This is a genomic window from Paenibacillus sp. YIM B09110 (assembly GCF_037167145.1).
Lineage (GTDB): Bacteria > Bacillota > Bacilli > Paenibacillales > Paenibacillaceae > Pristimantibacillus.
Window position 1 is genome coordinate 172,558 of record NZ_JBANSP010000002.1, and the last position, 20,992, is coordinate 193,549.

The window sequence follows — 20,992 nt, forward strand, 5'->3', positions numbered from 1 at the left end:
TAAGGCCACCCAGCCGTTTGTGAACGAGACTGCGGCTGAGGTGGTTATTATAGTTCTGATAATAAGGAGAGATTCATATGCCGTTTGGTCAGATTGGTATCGGGGGATTAGTATTAATATTGGTGATTGCGCTTATTTTGTTCGGTCCATCGAAGCTTCCTGAGCTTGGCCGCGCCTTCGGACGAACGCTAACGGAATTCAAGAGTGCTACGCGCGGACTTGTTAACGGCAGCGGGGAGAGCGGCGCTGAAGAAAGAAAAGACGGAGAACCGCAGGACGCGCAGGCGCAGGCGGTATCGAGCAAATAATGGCGAACGCGAATCCGAATGAGCAAAGTCTGATCGGACATCTAGGCGAGCTGCGACAGCGTCTGATTCGCACGCTCGTCTCATTCGTCGTTGCGATGGCCGCAGCTTTCATTTATGTCAAAGATATTTACCGCTGGCTCGTACGGGATATGGATCACCAGCTCGTACTGCTGGGGCCATCGGATGTCGTATGGGTGTATATGATGATTGCGGCAGTCGTGGCCATAGCAATCACGCTGCCGATTGCAGCTTATCAAATATGGAAGTTCGTGCAGCCGGCCGTACCGAAGCAAGCGCAGCAAGCAACGCTGCTGTTCATACCCGGCATATGCCTGTTGTTCATTATTGGCATTTGCTTCGGCTACTTCATCCTATTCCCAATGGTTCTTCATTTCATGACGCAGATGGCTGCCGGAGATTTCAATACGATGTATACGGCGGATAAATATTTCACCTTTATGATCCATATGACTGTCCCGTTCGGATTGCTGTTCGAGATGCCGGCAATAGTTATGTTTCTAACGAAGCTTGGCATATTGAATCCGATGAGGCTGGCGAAAGCGCGCAAGCTTGCTTATTTTATTTTGGCTATTGTTGCGATTACGATAACGCCGCCTGACATTTTATCCGATCTGATCGTTATTGTACCTCTGTTCCTGCTGTATGAGATTAGCATTACGATTTCTAAGCTTGTATATCGCAAGCAGCTCACGCATAGTGCCGCAGCTTGAGAGGCTCTGCCAGTAATTATTTGAAACCTTGCCATTCCCAACTACGTCTTAATAACAAGCGTATAGGAGAAGCTAGATTACCATAGCGACTGATATGGCAAGGAGAGTATACGATGCAAATTAGAATGCTGGCTTACCGCGAGCCTCCGCCGATGGAGCTGCTGTTAATGGCCGATCCTTCGGAGAAGCTGGTGAACGAATATTTGAACCGGGGTCAATGTATGGTTGCCGAAGCCGGCGGTATGATTATAGGGGTCTATGTGTTGCTGCCAACTCGGCCGGAGACGATCGAGATCGTGAATGTGGCAGTCGCTGAGAGCGAGCAGGGGCAGGGAATCGGCAAGCAGCTGGTCAAACATGCGATTGAGACCGCTGGGCAGCTTGGGTACAAGACAATCGAGATCGGAACGGGCAATTCGGGAGTCGGTCAACTGGCGCTTTATCAGAAATGCGGCTTTAGAATGGTCGGCATTGATAGAGACTTTTTTATCCGCCACTATCATGAACCGATCTATGAGAACGGTATCCAAGTTATCGATATGGTTCGGCTGTCTCAGGATTTGTGATATTAAAGTAAGAAGCTGACTCCAGTGCAGGAGTCAGCTTCTTTTGTATGTGTAATCGTGATTAGAAGTCTAGCTTCATGCGCGAGAAGTAGCCGTTGCTTGAGCCGATATACAGCTCATCGCCGTCCTGATTTATTAATCCATTCAAAATGTCCTTTAAGCGCAAGTCGGGATACCCTAATATGACGTCCTGTAATCGGTTCAGCTGCTTGCCGGTTTGCTTGTCAAGGAGCAATAGATCTTCGCCGTAAGAAAGCAGTAGCTTATTGTCCAGCACAATGAACTTGTTTGCTCCGTAGTAGGATACTGAACCCATGAAAGAGGACTCTTTTGTCTTCCATAGAATCTTGCCATCTGCTTGGCTAACAGCCGTTGGTATGCCGTCCACGGTCATGTAGACGATATCGCCATCGAAGACCGCTCCTGCTGCTTTGCCCGGAATCGACCATAACGTCTTGGCGTTTACCGCGTCGTATAACGTTGTCTTATACTGTGTCGGCTCGACCTCCGTCTTGTCATCTGCAGGCCGTTGAATGAGCAGGTATTGTCCCTCGAGCGCATGCACGAATTCATGGTCGCCTATCGTATACCTCGCTTTAACCTGCTTTGTTTTCGTGCTCGTATTCACTAATAGGATCTCATTGCCAAGCATAATCCATTGATCGGTTTTCTCCGGCTCGAAGGGGTTGATTGGCGACTCGATGAACGGGCGCGAATAATAGCTTGCCGGCTCGGCTTGTGTGCCCTGCGATGCTTCTTCCCACATGAGTTCGCCCGTAAGCGGATCGAATGCCTGCAATGTATTATATTGAACAATCATTATGGCAGCATAACGATCACTATCGTTTATAATCTCATAGCTGTCATTTGTTGACTTGGTCCATCTTTCTTTACCGGTTGCAGCATCAAGGGCGATAATCTTGCCTTCCGCATTCGGCACGGATGATCCTTGATGGATAACAACGGTGTTTTTCGCCCTTGCCACTCTGAAGTCTTCGAGCTTACTCCCGTCGAACGTCCATACAGGCTTGCCGTCGGACAGCCTCACGCGGCTTATCCGCTGTACATATTGTTGCGAAGCGGGGTCATAGTCAATGAATACGGTAGCATACTCGTTGTTGTTGTCCAAGTAAGCTGCGAAACCGCCAAACCCTGCATCGATCCTCCACAACGTCTCGCCGGTTTCCCGATCGACCGCGTATAGACCTCCGTTATTATGCATGCCGCTATAACCGCCGTCATCCCCTTTGAGCAGCAGGATGCGATCCGTAACAGCTTGCAAGTACGTATAACCTAGATTGTATTCGTTGCGCCATGTCCAATTCACAGCTTTGGTAGAGCTTGGCGGAAGTTCACGATATTCGTGCATGTACTCCACAGGATACGTATAACTGCTTAATTTCTTTTGTTCGGCTAAGGTTGCAGTCTGAATCAGACGCCATTCCTCAACCTTCTTCTCCTTATTAAACGTAATCGTAAAATGGACTTCTCCCGGCTCATAGCGCCATGTAACGCCAAGGCGCATCGCTTCATCCGTAGTGCTCATATTGCGCGACGTCTCGATCATATTCGGTTCGCCCAGCAACTGTCTTACCGCTTCAGCATCCGTTCCTTTGGATATAACAGCCTCGATAATGGAGATCGCTTCGGTGATCGGGAGCGAACTATTCGCATCAAGGATGCCGCCTTGCACGCCTTCGCTCGATTCAATCTGTGCAGATGGGATCCAGAGCAGCACAGGCCGATTGGGCTGATATTCACCATAAGGGTTAACCGGCGATTGAAGAACGCCGTACCAGTCGTTCCAGCGGATAGCGCTGTAGATCGACTCGCCAAGATGGCTGCCGTCCGTTGTCAGCGTGCTGCCGGGGAATAAAGAATACCTTGCACCAGGCATCACATTCAGCTTGACCGGTTGACTCACCCGAATATCCTTGGCGGCGTCTGTACCGTACCAGCTCGGAATCCAGAGCGGACCTACTTCATCCGTAATGAAGGAAATCCATTCGCCTCGCTGCTCGGACACTTTGAATGTATCGCCAGCTTTGCCGTAATGGCTGGCTTCAAGCGGGATTGACGTAGTGTCTGCTTCTCCTGCGAAGATCGGTGCTAGGGAGCTGAGTGTTACTTGGCCATCTATCGTAAGCAATTGAAGCGGCGTAGCCGTCGGCGCAAGAGTAGGCTTTGGTGTCGCGGTAGTGGACGGGGAAGCAACAGGCAGATCTTCCGACTTGCACCCGATCATCAGAAGAAAAGCGGAGCTAAGCATGACTACTAGAATGATACGTAACCGTTGTGGCTGGCGATGAGGGCTATCCATATGAACTCTCCCTTGAAATTGGATATTTTTCCATTTAGACGTGAAGTTGCGGGAAAAAGTTTCTATGTGCGGTTGTTTTAGTTAGATTCATAGATTCAAGTAGTAGCGGGCAGGATGATATGGTATATTAATTCCAAAATATACCTTGGTGCTAATGGAGATGAGCGATCCTATGAGTTTTGAGGTTATCGAAGCTACGATTACGTCTATGCAGGCTGCACTGACATCAGGAGAGATTACCTCTAGAGAACTTACGCTTATCTATCTAGACCGAATAGCAGCTCATGACAAAAATGGGCTAACGATCAATTCGGTTCTGTGTGTGAATCCGGAGGCGTTATTTATTGCTTCGGCGCTTGATGCCGAGCGAGCTTCCCGAGGAGTTCGAGGGCCATTGCACGGTATTCCTATTCTGCTTAAGGACAACATCAATACAAAGGATCAGATGAGCACAAGCGCAGGTTCGCTGGCGCTGGCGGGCTCCTATGCGGGAGAAGACGCAACGGTTGTGAAGAAATTGCGGGAAGCGGGCGCCATTATACTCGGCAAAGCTAATATGACGGAGTTCGCGAATTTTATGACAGACGGCATGCCTTCGGGATACAGCTCGCGCGGCGGCCAGACGCTCAATCCGTATAACATCTCCAAGCCGACTGGCGGCTCGAGCGCAGGCTCCGGCGTTGCCGTTGCGTGCAACTTCTGTATGGTCTCTATTGGAACGGAGACGTCGGGCTCGATACTTAATCCGGCGAATCTGAGCTCGACTGTAGGGATCAAGCCTACTGTGGGGCTCGTTAGCCGTTCCGGCGTACTCCCGTTATCGACGAGCCAAGATACGGTTGGACCCATCGCTCGGACGGTGACGGATGCGGCTATCGTCTTGAGCGCCATAGCCGGCTATGATGAATCGGATGCGGCGACAGGGGAGATGCAGTGGAAGGGGCATGGCGATTACACGCAGTATTTGGCGCGCGGCGGTCTGAAAGGTGCTAGAATCGGTATTCCAAGAGATTATTATTTCGAGGAGCTGACGGAGGAACAGCTTGCGATATTCGATGCCGCCGTCGAAGCGATGAGGGGGCAGGGGGCAATTATCATTGATGCCGCCAATATTAAGACAGCTCGTCAAATCGTTTATTCCTCGGTTGTGCTTAATGAATTCAAGTCGGCGCTTAATGCTTACTTAAGCAAGCTGCCGCCAGGTGCGAAGCTGCGGTCGCTCAAGGATATTATCGCCTTCAATAATGAACATCCCATTGAAGCGCTACGTTACGGTCAGACGACGCTGCTTGCGGCAGAGACGACGACAACGGGTATGTTGACCGAAACGCCCTACTTGCGGGATCGAGCGGCTGATCTGCGGCTCTGCAAGGACGAGGGCATCGATGCGACGTTTGCCGAGCATCAGCTCGACGCCTTGCTCTTCCCGGCCGATTTCGGCGCTAGAATTACGTCTCGCGCCGGATATCCGAGTATCATCGTACCTTCAGGCTACACATCCGAAGGCGTACCGTTCGGCGTGACGTTCGCCGGAGCGGCATACAGCGAGCCGACGCTTATTAAGCTGGCCTATGACTACGAGCAAAGCTCGCTCGTCCGCAAGCCGCCGTCGCTTAAGAGTTACGTCTAAGGTCTGCTGCGATGAAGGCTAACGCTTAACTTTAAAGTGTACGACGGCGCTGTATACCATTTTCTCCATCTTCGGATGGAACGTAACCTGATGGCTAATGGAGTGTACATCAAGCATAAGCGCCTTGTTCATATCGATCTGACTATTGACCATACGCTCCAGCGACTTCAAATCCGTTGCTTCAAAAAACTCGATTTTCGTATCTAATAAATCCAAACGGAAATCCATTTTGCAGTCCCCAATCTTTCAGTTTCTATTTAATCGTCCTTAATACTCATTATACCTATTCATATGAAATAGAGCGAGGGAGCACCCGAATTGATGGATCGCATTTGGAAGTACAAGTTTCATTACCTTATTGTATTGCCGGCTTTACTGCTTATTTTCATATTCAAGCTTATTCCAATGTTCCAAAATATCATTTACTCGCTTGTTGATTATGAGCCGTTTCGTGGCTTATGGGGAAGTCCTTGGGTAGGCTTCGACAACTTTAAGGCGCTGTTCGAGGAAGATTTTTTCTGGCAAACGCTTCGCAACACCGTTGTCATTCAGTTTGGTTTCGTATTCGTAAGCGCTCTTATTGCTTTGTTGCTGGCTCTTGCGCTCGGGGCCATACCTTCAAGAGCGGTTAGAGCCGTGTTTCAGACTATTTTCCTCATTCCTTACGCGGTGCCGTCGATCTTTATTGCCGGAATGGCCATGCTTTTATTGTCGCCGGATCATTCGCCTCTCAATCTGACCGATCAGCTGCTTCTTGCAAACCCGCTTTGGACGAAGCCGATCATCATAACGATTGAGGTGTTCCGAAGCTTAGGCATTCCGGTACTAATCGGTCTTGCTGCCATCTTATCCAATCGCGCGGCACAAGCGGCAGGAGAGCACGCCAGATCGAATCTTGCTGCTGCAGTAAGAGCGATAGCTGCATACTCGATTCTCTGCCTATCGTTCCTTCTATCCGGCCAGCTTGAGCTGACGGCGAATTTAGTCTATCCTTTGTCGAGGGAAACCGGCAACACGATCGACAATTACATCATGATGAACGGGCTGATGATAGCTAAATACAGCTTAGCTTCCGCTGCGGGAGCAATTGTATCGATTATCCAATTCGTTCTTGTGCTGCTGGCCTACCTGCTAGTGAGAGGCAAATTTCTGCGCGATTTGTTTAGCGGGATCCAACATCGGAATGCAAAGCAAGACGCTAATAAGAAGATTACATGGTGGGGGACGGCTATCTCCGCTATATATGCAGCGGTTGTGCTGCTGTTCTTGTATTTCCTGCTGGTGGATCCTTTCACGAGAAATAGCGCCTCGGGCGTCAGTTTATGGGATCATATATCGGTGTGGAATATAGCCGGGTTTACGAGTATTTATTTGGTTGCTGCTGTCGTTTTTATGCTCATTACCGTAACGCTTGCGTATCCACTGACCGTAAAAAGACTACCTGGCCGCAGCATCTATAAACTGTTTCTGCTCTTCGTGCTGCTCTTCGGCTCGAATCTGATTAGCGAATATATGTTTTACATGGAACTTAGCATGGTGAATACGATGTTTCCGCAAATGTTCATCGGATTTTTTGCGCTCGCTTCCGTCTTCGTGCTGAAGTCGATTTTCAACAGCCGTTACAGCGACCTGAAGGAACAGGCGGAGGCAGGCGGACGCGGCGAGCTGCATACGTTCTTCACGCTGTATATTCCTAAGATATGGAAGCCGCTGCTGGCGCTTGGCGTGCTGCAATTCATCGCATTGTGGAATGCTTATTTACCTTCCATTATTTACAATGCTCGAGAGGATGGATTCTCGCCGGTTGCTAAGGGATTTCGGTTGCTCATGAGCGATCCTGCGAATTTCACCGATCCAAGCGTTTGGCAATATTGCGCGATCATGAGTTTGCCGCCAATCATTCTACTGATAGTGTTCCGTAAATGGATTACTTCCGAGGTGCTGACTAGTCAAATTACAAAATGATTATGAAGTACTATAGGTGTTAGCCGCTAGCGGCTAACGAATGGTGTAAACGCTATTTGGTCATGAGCCGCATATTTCAAGCTTCTTTTTTAAAAATAACGTTACTGTAGTTCGTTATAACTCTATTTTGAGGTCCATTTCCGGGATAGCGACTTCTCGATTCGTTAAAAACCAAGTGTAAAAACCATACATGCGTTTAATGATAGGAAGAGAGCTAGCTTCGCAAGAAGACAGCTCTCTTTCTTGTTATTGGCTATACCCCAAATCTACCAGTTCATGTATACTGTTGGTATTGTTGATAGAAGGGGTTGCTTAAAGGAATGTATGTAGATCCGTCGTTGGTGCACAAGAAAGAAAAAACGTATTATGTAATAGCGCTCGTATTTAGTATTATAGCTTCGCTCGTATTGTTGATTTCGATTATAGGTATTTATATTTTATTGTTTATTGTCGTCGTGCCGCTAATTGCTCAAGCGATATTGAACGCGAGCATTCGAATAAATGGCGTGCGAATTACGCAGAAGCAATTTCCCGAGATATACGAAATCGTATATCAACAGAGCTTGCGGATGGGGCTTCCAGCGTTGCCGGATGTATATATCATGGAGTCAAGCGGGGTATTGAACGCTTTCGCAACCCGGTTCTTTGGCCGAAATATGGTCGTGCTTTATTCGGATTTATTCGAGCTGATGAACAGAGGCGGGAGCAAGGAGCTCACGTTCGTCATCAGTCACGAGCTTGCGCACTTACAGCGGAGGCATCTAACGAAGCAGCTGTTCATCATTCCGGCCATGTGGATGCCGTTCCTTGGAGATGCCTACTCGCGAGCTTGTGAGTACACATGCGACCGAATGGCTACTCATTTCACTGAGGATTCCGAAGCAGCAATGAATGGACTAACTGTACTGGCAGTGGGCAAGAGCTTATACAAACAGGTGGACCGTGAAGATTATTTGCTTCAGAGCAGCAGTGAGCGCGGACTTTTCGTCTGGCTTGCGGAGAAGCTGTCTACCCATCCTCCGCTTCCTAAGCGAATCGATGCGATTCAGCGGTATGTCGATCCGCATCTGACTCAGCGGTTCCGGTCGTCGAGGATGACCTACATCATAATTGGCTCCGTCTGTGTTGCGATTCTATTAATGTTTATTACCGGAATTGTTTTATCCGCTTCGCTTTTCAAAGTGGCGACTAGCGCGTTTGAGGACAGTACGCAAAACGAGGAACTGCTGGACGCGGCATTGAACGGGGAAACTCTTCGCGTTACGGAGCTGCTGCAGGCAGGGGCTGATCCGAATACTACCGATTATGATGGCTGGACCGTGCTTATGAGTGCCGCTGATCAGAATAACTTAGAAATGGCAAAAGCGCTGCTTGATTCAGGTGCGTCGATTGATTTGATCGAGGAAGAATATGAAAATACAGCATTGACGGTAGCAATAACGGGCGGGTATGTTGAAATGGCTAAGTTGCTGCTTGACCATCAGGCAGACCCGAATTTGCAAGACAGCTATGGGTGGACGCCTCTAATGACTGCCGCATCACATGGTGATGAGAGTGCGGTTATGCTGCTGCTCGAATATGGGGCTGATCCGTCTACGATAGATGATTCGGGGTGGGCGGCTTCTGACTATGCGTTAGAATCAGGTTACGAGGAGCTGGCTGAGAAGTTGAAGCCGGGAATGGGAGAAGCAGCTTAGCTGCTTCTCCCGCTTTATCATAACAAAGAAAGAGAAGCTTGATTGCTCAAGCTTCTCTTTCTTTGTTAAAGCTATGTATGATTGCTGTACCTTCATAGTTTCACTATGGTCGGGACGACACGATTTGAACATGCGACCCCCTGGTCCCAAACCAGGTGCTCTACCAAGCTGAGCTACGTCCCGTGAAAGAGATGGTGCCGTCGAGAGGACTTGAACCCCCAACCTACTGATTACAAGTCAGTTGCTCTACCAATTGAGCTACAACGGCGTGTTATTCTCTTGGACACAAGATGTATTATTGCACACAAATCATCCTTTATGCAAGCTTTTTTTTGAAAAAAATTTATATCTTCCTCTCAAGATAATTTTTGCCGCCGAACCATGCCTCGCTTAAGAGCCGAATACCCTCTGTAAGCTGGGCTTCCTCCATGCCTCCAAATCCAAGCATAATATAGCCCCCCGGACAATCCGGAGCATGATTCCAATGGCGGGAAGGGGAATAGACACGGCAGCCCGCAAGTTCTCCAAGCTGCAGCAGTTCTTCGCTTTGCCGCCCCTTCACATGCAGTAATAGATGAAGACCGGAACGGTCGCCGATCACTTCGACGTATTCGCCCATCCAGCGTTGAATGGCAGTTGTAACTGCCTTATGCTTCCCTTGATAGATGCGTCTCATCTTACGGATATGTCTGGCGAAATGTCCCCGATTCATGAATAGCATAACCGCCTTCTGAATAATAGGGGAGACGGGCTGACTGTAATTTGCAAGCTTGTCCTGAACGGTTGCCATTAAGGTCGGGGGAAGCACAAGATAGCTTAAGCGTGCCGAAGGCAGGAAGGATTTAGAGAACGTTCCCATATAAATGACCTTGTCGGCCGTATCAAGCGCTTTGAGCGCTGGAACAGGTTGACCGTAGTAGCGGAATTCGCTATCGTAATCGTCTTCCAATATTAGACCGTCACAATCAATCGCCCATTGCAGCAGCCTTGTTCGCTTATGAATAGGAAGTACCATACCTACCGGGAATTGATGGGAGGGGGTTACATATGCGACCTGCACGCCAGCCGTATAAAGACGCTCAATCTGAATACCGTCTTGTTCCAATGGAATAGGCGTTAAGGAGCAGCCGTGATTGCGCAGCACGTTCTTAACACCCGCATAGCCTGGTTCTTCCATGCCAATGCGTTGCTCTCGCAGCGACATCAACTGGCACAACATGCTCACAGAATGTTGTGTCCCTGCGCATACGATAATTTGGTTTGGGTGACAATGGACTCCTCGTGATTCGAAAGCGTAGCGGGCAATCTCCGCACGCAGCTCAGCATCCCCTTGGTAGTGTCCGTAGCCAAGCACCTCGCTTGACCTGCTTGAAACGGCTTCGACGAGACAGCTTTTCCATACTTCATGAGGAAACCGTCCGATCTCCATATCTCCATACTGGAAGTCATAATCGACTTTACGTGGCAAAAGAGGCTCGTCAGCCGTGTTCTCAATAGGCTCGGACTCCGTCTCCGACTTATTTGTCTTCAAAGGCCATATGAGCTCCTCTAGCGGCAATATGCGGTAACCTCCGCGTTCCTTGCTGTCCACATATCCTTCCGACAGAAGCTGCTGGTAAGCCGCTTCTACCGTATTTTTGCTGATGCCAAGATGTAGCGCAAGCTGCCGGATAGCCGGCAATTGTACCCCTTCGGCAAGCGATCCAGCTTCAATCTGGGCTCTAATATATTTGTACAGCTGCATGTAGACCGGCTGGCTGTTCCGTTTATCGAGTATGGGAGAAATGGCGATCATCGTCACGACTTTCACTGACCCCTTTGGAATGATAGTTTTTGTCACTTTTCGTAGTGACAACAATTGTATAACATGACAGTAACACATATCGATTTCATTTGGGAAGGTGAAGCACATGTTTACTGTACGTCTCGATGTAAGAGCATGCAGCGATCAATCTAAGATCGATTTTTTTCTGAGTCAGGCACAGACCGGATTTCTTGGTCTTTCGGACGGCAAGCTGCCGTATGTAGTACCTCTTAATTTCGTTTGGTGGAATGGAGCGATCTATTTTCACGGAGCAGAGGAGGGCAGAAAGGTAACGATCATTGCGGACAATAAAGAAGCATGCTTTACGGTTAGTGAAAATTATGGGACGATTACGCATCCAGTACCTGCGCATACCGATACCGCTTATATGAGCGTTATGATCTTCGGTAAAGCAGAGCATGTTACGGATCGGGAGGAGGCGCACGGGGCAATGCAGGCGCTGCTTGACAAGTATGTGCCAGGTTTTTGTAAGGACCCGCTGGCGAGAACGCACCTGGAGCGCTATCGCTCCTCCAAAGGCAGCGCAACCCATGTGTACAAAGTAAGCTGTGAGACGTTGACCGCGAAGGAAAATGCGACCGTCCCGGGGAAGATGTACGAGCATGGACTTACAGTCGGCCAGGCTAAGAGTTAGCTAGGAGCAATAGCAAGCCCAGCCTAGCAAAAAAAAAAGAGGATGCTGCTCTGCGAATCCATTCGATTCACGGAGAAAGCATCCTCTTGCTATTAGCATAAGATTAGGCCGGTTCGCCCTCGACAACGGGCTCGTTCTGTTGAATAAGCATCTCTACTTTACGAATGCGGTTCTTACTCGTTTCGCGGATAATGAACATCAAGTTCTCGTAATGATGCTCCTTGCCCGGCTTCGGGTCTTGCACTTGACTGTACAGCCAACCGCCCACCGTATCGACATCCTCGTCCTCGAAGATCGTTCCTGTAAGGTCCGCTAGTTCATCAAGCGATACTTTGCCGTCCAGCAAGTAGCAATTATCAGCCAGCTGCTCTACGTCCTTGCGTTCATCAGCATCGAATTCATCGCGAATCTCGCCGACGATTTCTTCTAATATATCTTCAATCGTAATGAGTCCTGATGTTCCGCCGTATTCATCAACCAAGATGGCGATATGGACGCGTTCCTGCTGCATTCTCTTCAGCAGCGACTTAACTGGCGTTACCTCAGATACGCTAAGTACCGGATGAACAAGCTTCTTGAATTCAAAGTTGCTGTTCGATTCATATTCTAGGAAAAGCTGCTTCGTATTGATCATGCCTACGATATTGTCTTTGCTCTCCAGTGCGACCGGAAAGCGGGTATATTGTTCCTTGCGAATGATTTCCATATTTTCTTGCAACGATTTGTTCGTATATAAACAGATCATATCTGTGCGGGGAACCATAATTTCCTTGGCTAGCAATTCGTCGAATGCGAAGATTCGGCTCACATAGCCATATTCGGTATTGTTGATCTTCCCGCTCTGATAACTCTCATTAAGAATAATCTGAATTTCTTCCTCGGAATGAGCTTCTTCATGCTCCTTGGCCGGCTTAAGGCCGAACAATCGTACGATTCCGTTAGCTGAGCCGTTAAGCAACCAGATGAACGGGTACATAATTGTATGGAAGAAAATGATTGGCTTAGCCGTTAGGAAGCTAATAAACTCGGCTTTTTGGATGGCCCAGGTTTTCGGCGCCAATTCACCGACAACGACGTGTAGAAACGTTACTGAAACGAAAGCGATAATAAAGGATAAGATATGGCTAATATCACTATTGAGTTCAAATCGTTCAAATAAGGGTAAAAGCATTTTTTCAACGGTCGGTTCTCCCAACCAGCCCAGCCCGAGCGCAGTAATTGTTATACCTAGTTGGCAGGCTGACAAGTAGGCATCCAGATTGCTCGTAACCCGTTGAACGGCAAGCGCGTTCTTCCGGCCCTCAAGCACTAACTGATCGATTCTGCTGGAGCGAAGCCGGATAATCGCGAACTCCGTTGCCACGAAAAAAGCAGTTAATAAAATAAGAAGAGCAACCATGAATAAATTGAATCCTATACCCATTTTCGTTTCTCACTACCCTTTGTTTTTTGAATTTTTTATTTGACCAATCTTTACATCTCCTAACGATAGGAGTGTGGTATTTAAACTATACCGAATGATTACAACATATGACAACCGTCGTATGCAACGTTAAGCGCCGTTTATGCACGATAAACGGTATTTTGGAAAGCACGATAGCTTGTTTTCATTGAATATCGTCCCTTTACAACCCTCTAATGCGAGCATATGATAAGTTCATAAGAACTTGTAAGCAAATTTGACGAAGTCGTGAATGCGAGGAGGAAAGAATATGGAGTCCTTTACGCTTACTCGAAAAGAGATGGCGGAGCTGTTGCTCTCCTTACACGGCAGCAGCAGTCAGAAGCCGATTCAAGTGCTGCAGAGCGCTTGGGCGAAGTCGCATCAGTACGAACTGGAGAAGGGGACGACATTGCCTGCCTTTCTCGCCACGCTTCTGCCGCCTATAATAGAGAAGTTAATTAAGGGCAGTGAGGTGAAAGGCTTCTCGCTGCAGGAAATATCAGCGCTGGGTCAGCTAATTGAATATTCGAACCTTTCCATTACTTCTATGCAAAATTGGGTCAAAAGAGACTTTAAGTCGTATTTTGACTGTCCAAAGGCTGGCAAGAAATATTCCCTTAATCAAGCTGCGCTGTTGTTCATTATCGATGATCTGAAGTCGAATCTCGACTTCGAGTCGATTCGCAAGCTGTTTGAAATCGTGCTCGGCAAGCCGGAGGACGAGTCCCACGATCTTGTCGGCCCTATCGAGCTGTATGCCACTTATACGAAGATGTTCGAAGAGCTCGACGCGAATAACGATCAATTGCTCGATATTACGGGCCATCTAAACGGGCAGCCTCATCAGGACCTGCTTACGGAGGAAGTCATACGAGGTGCAGCCAATCGGTTTGCGGACAGGCTGTCGGGATTGACGGACAAGCAGCGGGAAGCGATACGCAATATTTTGCTGGTAGCTGTCATATCGATTCAAACGTCCTATTTTCATACTCTCGCGAGAAGGTACTGCAATGCGACCCTGTTCCTGAATTCTCCATGAAAAAATAGGAAAAAGGGATGTACATGAGAGGAAATCTGTCCTATACTGTAAGCTGATGTAAAAAACAGACAAACTGAAAAAGGCAAACTTGCCGAAAGGCAGGGACGCAAAGTTATGGGCCTAAGGGGCAAGACGCTATGGCTGCCAGACCGCCAGCAGGTTAGATAAGCTTATTTAGCTATCCGCCGACTGGGGCCTGGATAGCTTTTTTGCTATTTTTCGGACAGACAGAGGGAGCGAGAGAACCAGCATGAAGACAGCATCGTGGGCAACAACAGGAAAAGCATGGCTTGGCAAAGCCGTGCAAACAGCAAAGCAAGTACGCTTGAAAAAGTTGAACGGGAAGAAGATTACGACGAGGTTGTTTATCATCTCGGCCATTATTACGCTATTTAACGTAGGTGCCGGGGCATTCATCTACACCCAGAACTTGTCGGTAGCAAATGCGGTAAATGAGTCCGAGAAGCTGTCCGAAGCTGAGCGCAACTACCAAGCGGTGTCGGGCAAGCTGCTGAAGACGATGCTCCGAATGATCGATGCGATCGAGAACGGTACCGAGGAAGAAAGCGCAGTTGCGATCAAGACGGAGCTGGCAACGATCCCTTCGAGCCTAGAGCAGTTGAATAAGCAGTTCGAAGCTATGGATATTAGATATCCAGCTGAAGAGAATGCCCAGAAATATGTGAATCAGATTAAAGTGCTTGATCTCGCCTATACGAATTTGAGTACGACTTCTATTGATGTCAATGCTTTAACGGCCGAAGAGAAATCGTTGCGCGTGTCGGATTTGATCAGTGTCTATACGATCATTATTGATTTCTCCAAAGAAGCAATGGAGAAAAAATTGTCCGAGGATACTCAGGACACGCAGAAGTCGCTTAACAAAAGCGTAGATAGCGCGAATATCATCATTCTAGTGAATATCATCCTATTGGCCGTGCTTCCTGCTGTTATGATCTTCGGCATTACGCGTTCGATTAAGACGGGCTTGTCCGGCATTATGAAACGGATCGAAGCATACAGGAACAATCAATTCACGGAGCTTCCGAAGCTGCAGCGCGCCGATGAATTCGGAGATATCGACGCATCGCTCGCCGACATGGGCAGTAACCTGCGAGAGACGATCAAAGCGACGATTGACGTGAGCGGTACAGTGCTTGGCGTATCGAATCAGATGACGGAGAAGATAAGCAGCAACCGCGATGCTTCCGAGCAAGTCAAAGGCCAGATCGAATTTGGCAAGACTTCGCTGCAGGCCCAGTATGACGACGCATCTTCGATATCGGCGGTAACCGAGCAAATCTCGGCAAGTTCGGAAGAGATCGCCGCGTCCAGCGAATACATAAATGGCGATATGCTAAAAATGAAGCAAGCATCCCTTAACGGCTCCGAGCAGATGGCGGGCGTTGTATTGAAAGTGAATGAGACGGCGCAGCAGTTCGATAAACTGACGGCCGCCTTCGAATCGATGAACGAACGCTACGGCAATGTTGCGAAGTTTCTTGCAGGCATTCAGGATATTAATACACAGACGAACCTATTGTCGCTTAACGCATCAATCGAATCGGCACGCGCCGGCGAGCACGGCCGCGGCTTCGCGGTCGTTGCTGATGAAATTCGCAAGATGTCCGGTCAAACCGACGCGATATCGAAGCAAATTACGAAGGAACTGGCGCTTATTCAAGCGGATGTCGCAGCCAGCGGTCGTACGATAAGCCAATTCTCGGATGTTATTAAGTCTACCCGCGAGACGTCGGAAACGGCTAGCGAGACGTTCCAGGCGATTGAATCGCAGAGCGGCGTGTTATCTGATCAGATGAGTGAAATTTCGACCGCTATCAGTGAGATTACGCAAGGTATGACGCATATCGTTACGGCTGTCGATAAGCTGCTTGAGAAATCGACGGAAGTGAACGGTCAGATGGAAGGAATAAGCGGCCTGTCCGACACGCAGAACGGCATTTCCGACGAGCTGGGAGAGCTGTCGAAACGGTTGACGGAATCATCGGAGGCGCTTAAGGAGCGCGCTTCGGTATTCAAAATATAGGACAGATCAGTCAGGTCAGGGAGTGCAGAGCGATAACCGCTCTGCACTCTTTTTATTTATGGCAGCAATGAGTGTCGGACATCGATCAATATGTCGATAAAGAAGGATAACGTTCAAAAACAGCGAATGATGAACGTATACTTTATATAGGAGCGGAATTGCCTTTGGGCTGGGTTTAACTTACATATTGGAGACAGGTGATACGATGAGCGAAATGAACTTTCAAGTAAATTTACAGGGCATGATTGAACTGCTCTCCAAGCATCTATATTCGAATCCGGGCGTGTTCGTAAGAGAGCTGCTGCAAAATGGCGTCGACGCTATCACAGCTCGCAGGAAGCTTGGGCATCAATTCGAACCGAAAATTTTGTTTGAGCTATACGCTTCGAAAACAATCGCGATTCATGACAACGGCATCGGCTTGACGGAGCCCGAAATTCACCGCTTCCTCTCGCAGATCGGAAGCACGTCTAAGCGCGAGGAGCTCGATGGGGATGACGACTATATCGGCCAGTTCGGAGTCGGCATGCTGTCCTGCTTCGTTGTAAGCGCTGAGATCGTGCTTATTACACGTTCTGCGCTGGAAGGCGATACGCTGGAATGGCGCGGCCGACAAGACGGCACGTATACGATCCGCAAGCTGAAGCGCGAAGCGCCGATCGGCACAACGATTTATTTGACGTGCAAGGAAGACTATGAGGAATATTATGAATGGTATAAATTAGAGCAGCTTCTGTCTCATTACGGCGAGTTTCTGCCGGTGCCGATCAGTTTGTCCGAGGATCGTTTCGAGCGAAATATTAACGGTGCGCTGCCGCCTTGGCAATTGGACGCTCAGCATGCGCTGGAATATGGCGAGGCTCAGCTCGGTCATCGGTTTCTAGAGGCTATTCCGATCAAGTCGCTTATTGGCGAAGCGGAAGGTACTGCCTATATTTTGCCCTATGCTGTGAGTCTGCAAGCAGAGAAGAAGCATAAAGTATATGTGAAACGGATGCTGCTCTCCGATCAGATGAGCCAACTATTGCCGGAATGGGCTTTTTTCGTCACCTGCATCGTGAATGTTGGGGGACTGAAGCCTACCGCATCTCGGGAGTCATTTATTGAGAACGAGCTGTTCTATACCGTTCGAGACGAGCTGGGACAATGTCTGAAGCGCCATCTGATGATGCTGGCTCTGACTGATCCCGATTTGTTCGAGAAAATCGTGAAGATTCATTACGTTTCGTTGAAGGCGTTGGCCGTGGAGGATGATGAGCTGTACCAGCTGTTCATTCGCCACCTCTCGTTCGAGACGCCTTACGGGATGATGCGCATGGGAGATATTTTGCAGCACAGCTCCAATATCGTTGTTTCGTCAACATTGGATGAGTTCCGCCAAGTGGTACGCGTGGCGAAAGCACAGAATGTTATGGTCATCAACGGAGGCTACGTGCATGACTTTGAGCTTGTGCGCAAGCTAGAGGAGTATGACGAGGCGATTCAGGTCGGGGTTCTTGATCCGATTAACTTCTCTAATCTGTTCCAGGATTTAACGGCTCTAGAGTTTAGGTTAGCTTCGCCCTTTCTGGCCCTTGCGGACAAGCTCTTAGAGCGATTCCAATGTCGCAGCGCTGTGAAACGGTTCGAGCCGAAAGAGCTTGCCGTCCTCTATAATACGAATGAAGAATTCAACTTTTTGCGGATGGCGGAGCAGACGAGGAGGGAGTCGAACGAGCTGTTCGAAAGTGTTCTGGACGTTGTCATTCATCAAATCCACGATGTGCCTTATGCAAGGCTTTGCTTTAATTACAATAATCCGATCGTGCAGCAGGCCATTACATGCGGCAATCCGGAGATGCAGAAGCTAAGTATCGAGACGCTGTATACCCAGTCGCTGCTGCTTGGGCATTATCCAATGAGCTCGGAAGAGATGCAGCTCATGAACGAGTCGTTCATGCGTTCTCTCTCCATCGGACTTGGTCGGGCAGGTGACAAGCAGGGATGAAGCAACGGTACGATGAGCTGCAGAGCGAGGCTTGGAGTCTACCTGACGGCAAGCAGAAGGTGACCGTGCTGGAGGAGGCTGTCCGTATTGCCGATCTGTACATGTCGAAGGAAGAAGCTTATCACGCAAGAATGACGTATTCGGAGGCAGCTTTAGTGTCTGGCTTCGAGGAACGCTTCATTGTCTCCTTCGCCTGGTGCTTATCTCAATTCGAGAAACAGCCGGACCTATTCGACAGTCACCAGATCATTTGGCATTACAAGTGGCTGGTCGGCATTATATGGCGGTTTCCGCAATTTGGAGCAGCCCAGATTGAAGACATCTTTGATGATTTTAAAAGAAAATGCCTACAATACGGACACAGCCTGCGACCTTATTATTCGAAAATTCATCTTTATGCGCTAGCTGGCGGGCATGCCGAGCTTGCCCAAACGTATTATGAGCAGTGGAAAAAAGCGCCGTATGACGAAATGTCCGATTGCCGGGCTTGCGAGCAAAATTTAATTGGCTACTTTCACTTGGCATCTGGTCGTTACAAGAGGGGGCTGCAGACATTGAAGCCAATATTAAGCGGCAAGATGTTCTGCCGTTCGATCCCGCAAAATACGTACAGTCATGCCCTCATGCCGCTGCTTGAGACCGATCAGCAGGAAGAGGCGGCCAAGCTTGCACGCAAAAGTTCGCGTATGCTCAAAGGACCCGGCTACTTAGAAGAATACGGCAGACTGATCAGTTATTATTCCGCAACGGACTTGAGCAAAGCGGCTAAACTGTTGGAAAGTACAGCCGAATATGTGTTGAGCAACAAAACAGATTGGAATCGATTCCAATATTTGATCGGAGCGAGAGCGTTCTATTCGCTATGGAATGAGAAGAAGCGGAGAAGGAAGCTGGTTGTTCACAATTCTTTCACAAGCGAATGGGTTGATGCCGAAAGTGAAAGGCTGGCAAGGGCTTTCGATGCTCGCAACGGCAATGGATATTGTCAGGGGCAGCTTGCACAAAAGGTAAATCAAGTTTGGAATCGTCGTACTCACTGATCGGACTGTTGACGACAATCGAATGGTAGTGGTTCAATTGTAATAACGACGGCAGAGAGGGTAATGATTCGATATGTTGAAACAATTTTTGAAAGCTTCACGAATTCGGGTAATTCCGGTCATGCTCATACCAATCGTTATGGGTTCGCTGGCTGCTTATGTATGGGACGGCGTGTTCGATGTATGGCTTTTCTTATTGACCTTGATTGGCGCGGCATGTGCGCATCTGTTCTCCAATATGATCAACGATCTATGGGATTACTACAATGGGACGGATGAGGCGGCTCATGCTAACAAGGATGCCATCTCGACGAACTCCGGTTATTTGACCAATGGCACATGGAGCGTGAAAAAGTTCGCTTTCGTCACTTGGCTGCTGTTCTTTATTGCAGCGGTGTGCGGTATCGTGCTTAGTATTTACAGCGGCTGGGAAGTTATGGTGTTCGCCGTTCTTGGCGCGCTGCTGGCGTACTTCTATGTAGCGCCGCCGATTCGCTTCGGTTATCGCGGCAAAGGCTACAGTGAGCTTGCTATTCTTTTTTCATTCGGCATTTTGCCGGTAGTCGGCTCGTATTATGTACAGACGCTGCTGCTCGATACGCGGGCGTTGCTGCTGTCGCTGCCGATCGGCTTCTTGACGACGCTCATCTTGTTCAATCATCACTTCCTGCATTGGCAGGCTGACCGCGAGGCTGGCAAACGGACGCTTGTTGTCGTTTGGGGCGAGCGCAAAGCGCTGCTTTTCTCGCAGGTGCTTATGTATTTGGCTTATTTTGCACTCGCAATTTGCGTCATTCAAGAAGCGCTTCCTGTCTATGCTCTGCTTGGCGTAGTAACGGCAATTCCGCTTTATCTCGTATATGGCAAGCTGGGAACTCGCAATGAATCGAAAGCGTATTTGCCGTTAATGGGCGGATCTTTGAAGGCTACTATGCAATGCGGCGTTATTATGATCGTATCGTTATTCATTCAAGGCATCATTCAATAATATCATTTCCACAACGAAGAAAGAGGTACACATCATGGACAAGCAATGGGTATTAGGCGACTTTCATACGATTCTAAACGAAGGCGAAGTTTGGAAAATGGGCGGTTTTCCATTGCCTGACGGCAGCTTCTGGCAATATCGCGAGCCTGACGCGGTAGTTATCGTCCGCAATGGACTGCTCTATGTACGGGCACCGCTCAGCCGAAGCCATGACCGTATCCAAATTCTAGACAACGCCAAGCATATGTATTACTCGGCAGAACCGGTTAGCGTGCCGGAGGGCGGAGAAATCAGCTTCGAGCTTCAAATTCGAGCACGTGCGCAAAATACGGCTAAGGACGATCTGTACGACGGCTTCGTATCCTTGAATCTGCTCGATTTCACAACAGGCGGGGCGCTTGATTTCTTCGCATCGCCGGACAAGTATGCAAGCGTATATGCCGTATTGCCGTTTCCTGGCGTGAAGGTGCCTGAGACCGATCAGACGCGGTATTTCTGCGTGTTTAAAGAAGATGCCGACTTCGATGCCGGACAGTTCAATACGTATAAGATCGTATACAACCAAGCCAAGGACGAAGTTGTGTTTTATGTAAACGGCAGAGAAGTGCGCCGTGAGCAGAACGTTCCGGTTAAGTTCAATCAATTCGTAGTCGCGCTCGGGATTATGACCGAGAAGGATCTCACGCCTGAAGGCAGTGTCTCCGTACACGGCCAGACGGTTATCGGAGAATGGTCGCCGGTAACGATCGAGATCAGTTCATAGCATCACAT

At 48.7% G+C, this 20,992-nt stretch carries 17 protein-coding genes, 2 tRNA genes and 1 riboswitch; of the genes, 13 read left to right on the plus strand and 6 right to left on the minus strand.

Annotated features, from left to right (window positions below):
• Nucleotides 1-77 precede the first annotated feature (77 nt).
• The 3 genes from V8F51_RS03015 (at nt 78) to V8F51_RS03025 (ending at nt 1,605) form a co-directional block, all read left to right on the plus strand.
• On the plus strand, nt 78-308 hold the full coding sequence (locus V8F51_RS03015; RefSeq protein ID WP_337098568.1) for a twin-arginine translocase TatA/TatE family subunit: 231 nt from the start codon (nt 78-80) through the stop codon (nt 306-308).
• On the plus strand, nt 308-1,039 hold the full coding sequence (tatC, locus tag V8F51_RS03020; protein ID WP_337098569.1) for a twin-arginine translocase subunit TatC: 732 nt from the start codon (nt 308-310) through the stop codon (nt 1,037-1,039). Before V8F51_RS03015 ends, tatC begins: the two co-directional genes overlap by 1 nt.
• A 113-nt stretch (nt 1,040-1,152) precedes the next feature.
• Nucleotides 1,153-1,605 (plus strand): GNAT family N-acetyltransferase, encoded by a 453-nt coding sequence (locus tag V8F51_RS03025; RefSeq protein ID WP_337098570.1) that lies wholly within the window; start codon nt 1,153-1,155, stop codon nt 1,603-1,605.
• A 61-nt stretch (nt 1,606-1,666) separates the two neighbouring features.
• Here V8F51_RS03025 and V8F51_RS03030 read toward each other — a convergent pair whose 3' ends face one another.
• Nucleotides 1,667-3,925 carry an outer membrane protein assembly factor BamB family protein gene (locus V8F51_RS03030; protein ID WP_337098571.1) on the minus strand — a complete coding sequence of 753 codons (2,259 nt, stop codon included), beginning with the start codon at nt 3,923-3,925 and terminating at the stop codon, nt 1,667-1,669.
• A 172-nt stretch (nt 3,926-4,097) separates the two neighbouring features.
• Between V8F51_RS03030 and V8F51_RS03035 the strand changes: the two genes are divergently transcribed.
• Nucleotides 4,098-5,555, plus strand: coding sequence for an amidase family protein (locus tag V8F51_RS03035; protein WP_337098572.1), 1,458 nt, complete (start codon nt 4,098-4,100; stop codon nt 5,553-5,555).
• 18 nt (nt 5,556-5,573) lie between these two features.
• Here V8F51_RS03035 and V8F51_RS03040 read toward each other — a convergent pair whose 3' ends face one another.
• Nucleotides 5,574-5,783, minus strand: coding sequence for a YrzA family protein (locus V8F51_RS03040; RefSeq protein ID WP_337098573.1), 210 nt, complete (start codon nt 5,781-5,783; stop codon nt 5,574-5,576).
• Between the two features lie 93 nt (nt 5,784-5,876).
• On the opposite strand from V8F51_RS03040, the gene V8F51_RS03045 reads away from it, so the two are divergent.
• Entirely contained in the window at nt 5,877-7,520 is a 1,644-nt protein-coding gene (locus tag V8F51_RS03045) for a hypothetical protein (protein WP_337098574.1), read from the plus strand.
• Between the two features lie 341 nt (nt 7,521-7,861).
• On the plus strand, nt 7,862-9,217 hold the full coding sequence (locus V8F51_RS03050) for a M48 family metallopeptidase (protein WP_337098575.1): 1,356 nt from the start codon (nt 7,862-7,864) through the stop codon (nt 9,215-9,217).
• A 106-nt stretch (nt 9,218-9,323) separates the two neighbouring features.
• Here V8F51_RS03050 and V8F51_RS03055 read toward each other — a convergent pair.
• From V8F51_RS03055 to pdxR, 3 genes are all read right to left on the minus strand, one after another.
• Nucleotides 9,324-9,400: transfer RNA gene (locus V8F51_RS03055), tRNA-Pro, on the minus strand.
• A gap of 9 nt (nt 9,401-9,409) precedes the next feature.
• Nucleotides 9,410-9,485, minus strand: a tRNA-Thr gene (locus tag V8F51_RS03060).
• Between the two features lie 75 nt (nt 9,486-9,560).
• On the minus strand, nt 9,561-11,027 hold the full coding sequence (gene pdxR / locus V8F51_RS03065) for a MocR-like pyridoxine biosynthesis transcription factor PdxR (RefSeq protein ID WP_337098576.1): 1,467 nt from the start codon (nt 11,025-11,027) through the stop codon (nt 9,561-9,563).
• Nucleotides 11,028-11,127: 100 nt separating this feature from the next.
• On the opposite strand from pdxR, the gene V8F51_RS03070 reads away from it, so the two are divergent.
• Nucleotides 11,128-11,676, plus strand: coding sequence for a pyridoxamine 5'-phosphate oxidase family protein (locus tag V8F51_RS03070; RefSeq protein ID WP_337098577.1), 549 nt, complete (start codon nt 11,128-11,130; stop codon nt 11,674-11,676).
• A 103-nt stretch (nt 11,677-11,779) separates the two neighbouring features.
• On the opposite strand, the gene V8F51_RS03075 is transcribed toward V8F51_RS03070, so the two are convergent.
• Entirely contained in the window at nt 11,780-13,099 is a 1,320-nt protein-coding gene (locus V8F51_RS03075) for a hemolysin family protein (protein ID WP_337098578.1), read from the minus strand.
• 289 nt (nt 13,100-13,388) lie between these two features.
• On the opposite strand from V8F51_RS03075, the gene V8F51_RS03080 reads away from it, so the two are divergent.
• The 6 genes from V8F51_RS03080 to V8F51_RS03105 all read left to right on the plus strand — a co-directional run bounded on the left by V8F51_RS03080 (nt 13,389) and on the right by V8F51_RS03105 (nt 20,984).
• On the plus strand, nt 13,389-14,159 hold the full coding sequence (locus tag V8F51_RS03080; protein ID WP_337098579.1) for a DUF1836 domain-containing protein: 771 nt from the start codon (nt 13,389-13,391) through the stop codon (nt 14,157-14,159).
• A gap of 71 nt (nt 14,160-14,230) precedes the next feature.
• Nucleotides 14,231-14,316: riboswitch (cyclic di-GMP riboswitch) on the plus strand.
• Between the two features lie 93 nt (nt 14,317-14,409).
• Nucleotides 14,410-16,206: a methyl-accepting chemotaxis protein gene (locus V8F51_RS03085; RefSeq protein ID WP_337098580.1), complete on the plus strand. Its 1,797-nt coding sequence runs from the start codon at nt 14,410-14,412 to the stop codon at nt 16,204-16,206.
• A 205-nt stretch (nt 16,207-16,411) separates the two neighbouring features.
• On the plus strand, nt 16,412-18,193 hold the full coding sequence (locus V8F51_RS03090) for an HSP90 family protein (protein ID WP_337098581.1): 1,782 nt from the start codon (nt 16,412-16,414) through the stop codon (nt 18,191-18,193).
• Entirely contained in the window at nt 18,190-19,233 is a 1,044-nt protein-coding gene (locus V8F51_RS03095; RefSeq protein ID WP_337098582.1) for a hypothetical protein, read from the plus strand. The genes V8F51_RS03090 and V8F51_RS03095 overlap by 4 nt, the downstream gene beginning before the upstream one ends.
• Nucleotides 19,234-19,306: 73 nt before the next feature.
• Nucleotides 19,307-20,221: a prenyltransferase gene (locus V8F51_RS03100; RefSeq protein WP_337098583.1), complete on the plus strand. Its 915-nt coding sequence runs from the start codon at nt 19,307-19,309 to the stop codon at nt 20,219-20,221.
• Between the two features lie 34 nt (nt 20,222-20,255).
• Nucleotides 20,256-20,984, plus strand: a complete 729-nt coding sequence (locus tag V8F51_RS03105) for a DUF6081 family protein (protein WP_337098584.1) — start codon at nt 20,256-20,258, stop codon at nt 20,982-20,984.
• The last annotated feature ends 8 nt before the right edge of the window (nt 20,985-20,992 follow it).

Bases quoted from the DNA above. Each gene is read 5' to 3' on its own strand.
- V8F51_RS03015 (WP_337098568.1), top strand. From the start codon at position 78: ATGCCGTTTGGTCAGATTGGTATCGGGGGATTAGTATTAATATTGGTG.
- tatC (WP_337098569.1), top strand. From the start codon at position 308: ATGGCGAACGCGAATCCGAATGAGCAAAGTCTGATCGGACATCTAGGC.
- V8F51_RS03025 (WP_337098570.1), top strand. From the start codon at position 1,153: ATGCAAATTAGAATGCTGGCTTACCGCGAGCCTCCGCCGATGGAGCTG.
- V8F51_RS03030 (WP_337098571.1), bottom strand. From the start codon at position 3,925: ATGGATAGCCCTCATCGCCAGCCACAACGGTTACGTATCATTCTAGTA.
- V8F51_RS03035 (WP_337098572.1), top strand. From the start codon at position 4,098: ATGAGTTTTGAGGTTATCGAAGCTACGATTACGTCTATGCAGGCTGCA.
- V8F51_RS03040 (WP_337098573.1), bottom strand. From the start codon at position 5,783: ATGGATTTCCGTTTGGATTTATTAGATACGAAAATCGAGTTTTTTGAA.
- V8F51_RS03045 (WP_337098574.1), top strand. From the start codon at position 5,877: ATGGATCGCATTTGGAAGTACAAGTTTCATTACCTTATTGTATTGCCG.
- V8F51_RS03070 (WP_337098577.1), top strand. From the start codon at position 11,128: ATGTTTACTGTACGTCTCGATGTAAGAGCATGCAGCGATCAATCTAAG.
- V8F51_RS03075 (WP_337098578.1), bottom strand. From the start codon at position 13,099: ATGGGTATAGGATTCAATTTATTCATGGTTGCTCTTCTTATTTTATTA.
- V8F51_RS03080 (WP_337098579.1), top strand. From the start codon at position 13,389: ATGGAGTCCTTTACGCTTACTCGAAAAGAGATGGCGGAGCTGTTGCTC.
- V8F51_RS03085 (WP_337098580.1), top strand. From the start codon at position 14,410: ATGAAGACAGCATCGTGGGCAACAACAGGAAAAGCATGGCTTGGCAAA.
- V8F51_RS03090 (WP_337098581.1), top strand. From the start codon at position 16,412: ATGAGCGAAATGAACTTTCAAGTAAATTTACAGGGCATGATTGAACTG.
- V8F51_RS03095 (WP_337098582.1), top strand. From the start codon at position 18,190: ATGAAGCAACGGTACGATGAGCTGCAGAGCGAGGCTTGGAGTCTACCT.
- V8F51_RS03100 (WP_337098583.1), top strand. From the start codon at position 19,307: ATGTTGAAACAATTTTTGAAAGCTTCACGAATTCGGGTAATTCCGGTC.
- V8F51_RS03105 (WP_337098584.1), top strand. From the start codon at position 20,256: ATGGACAAGCAATGGGTATTAGGCGACTTTCATACGATTCTAAACGAA.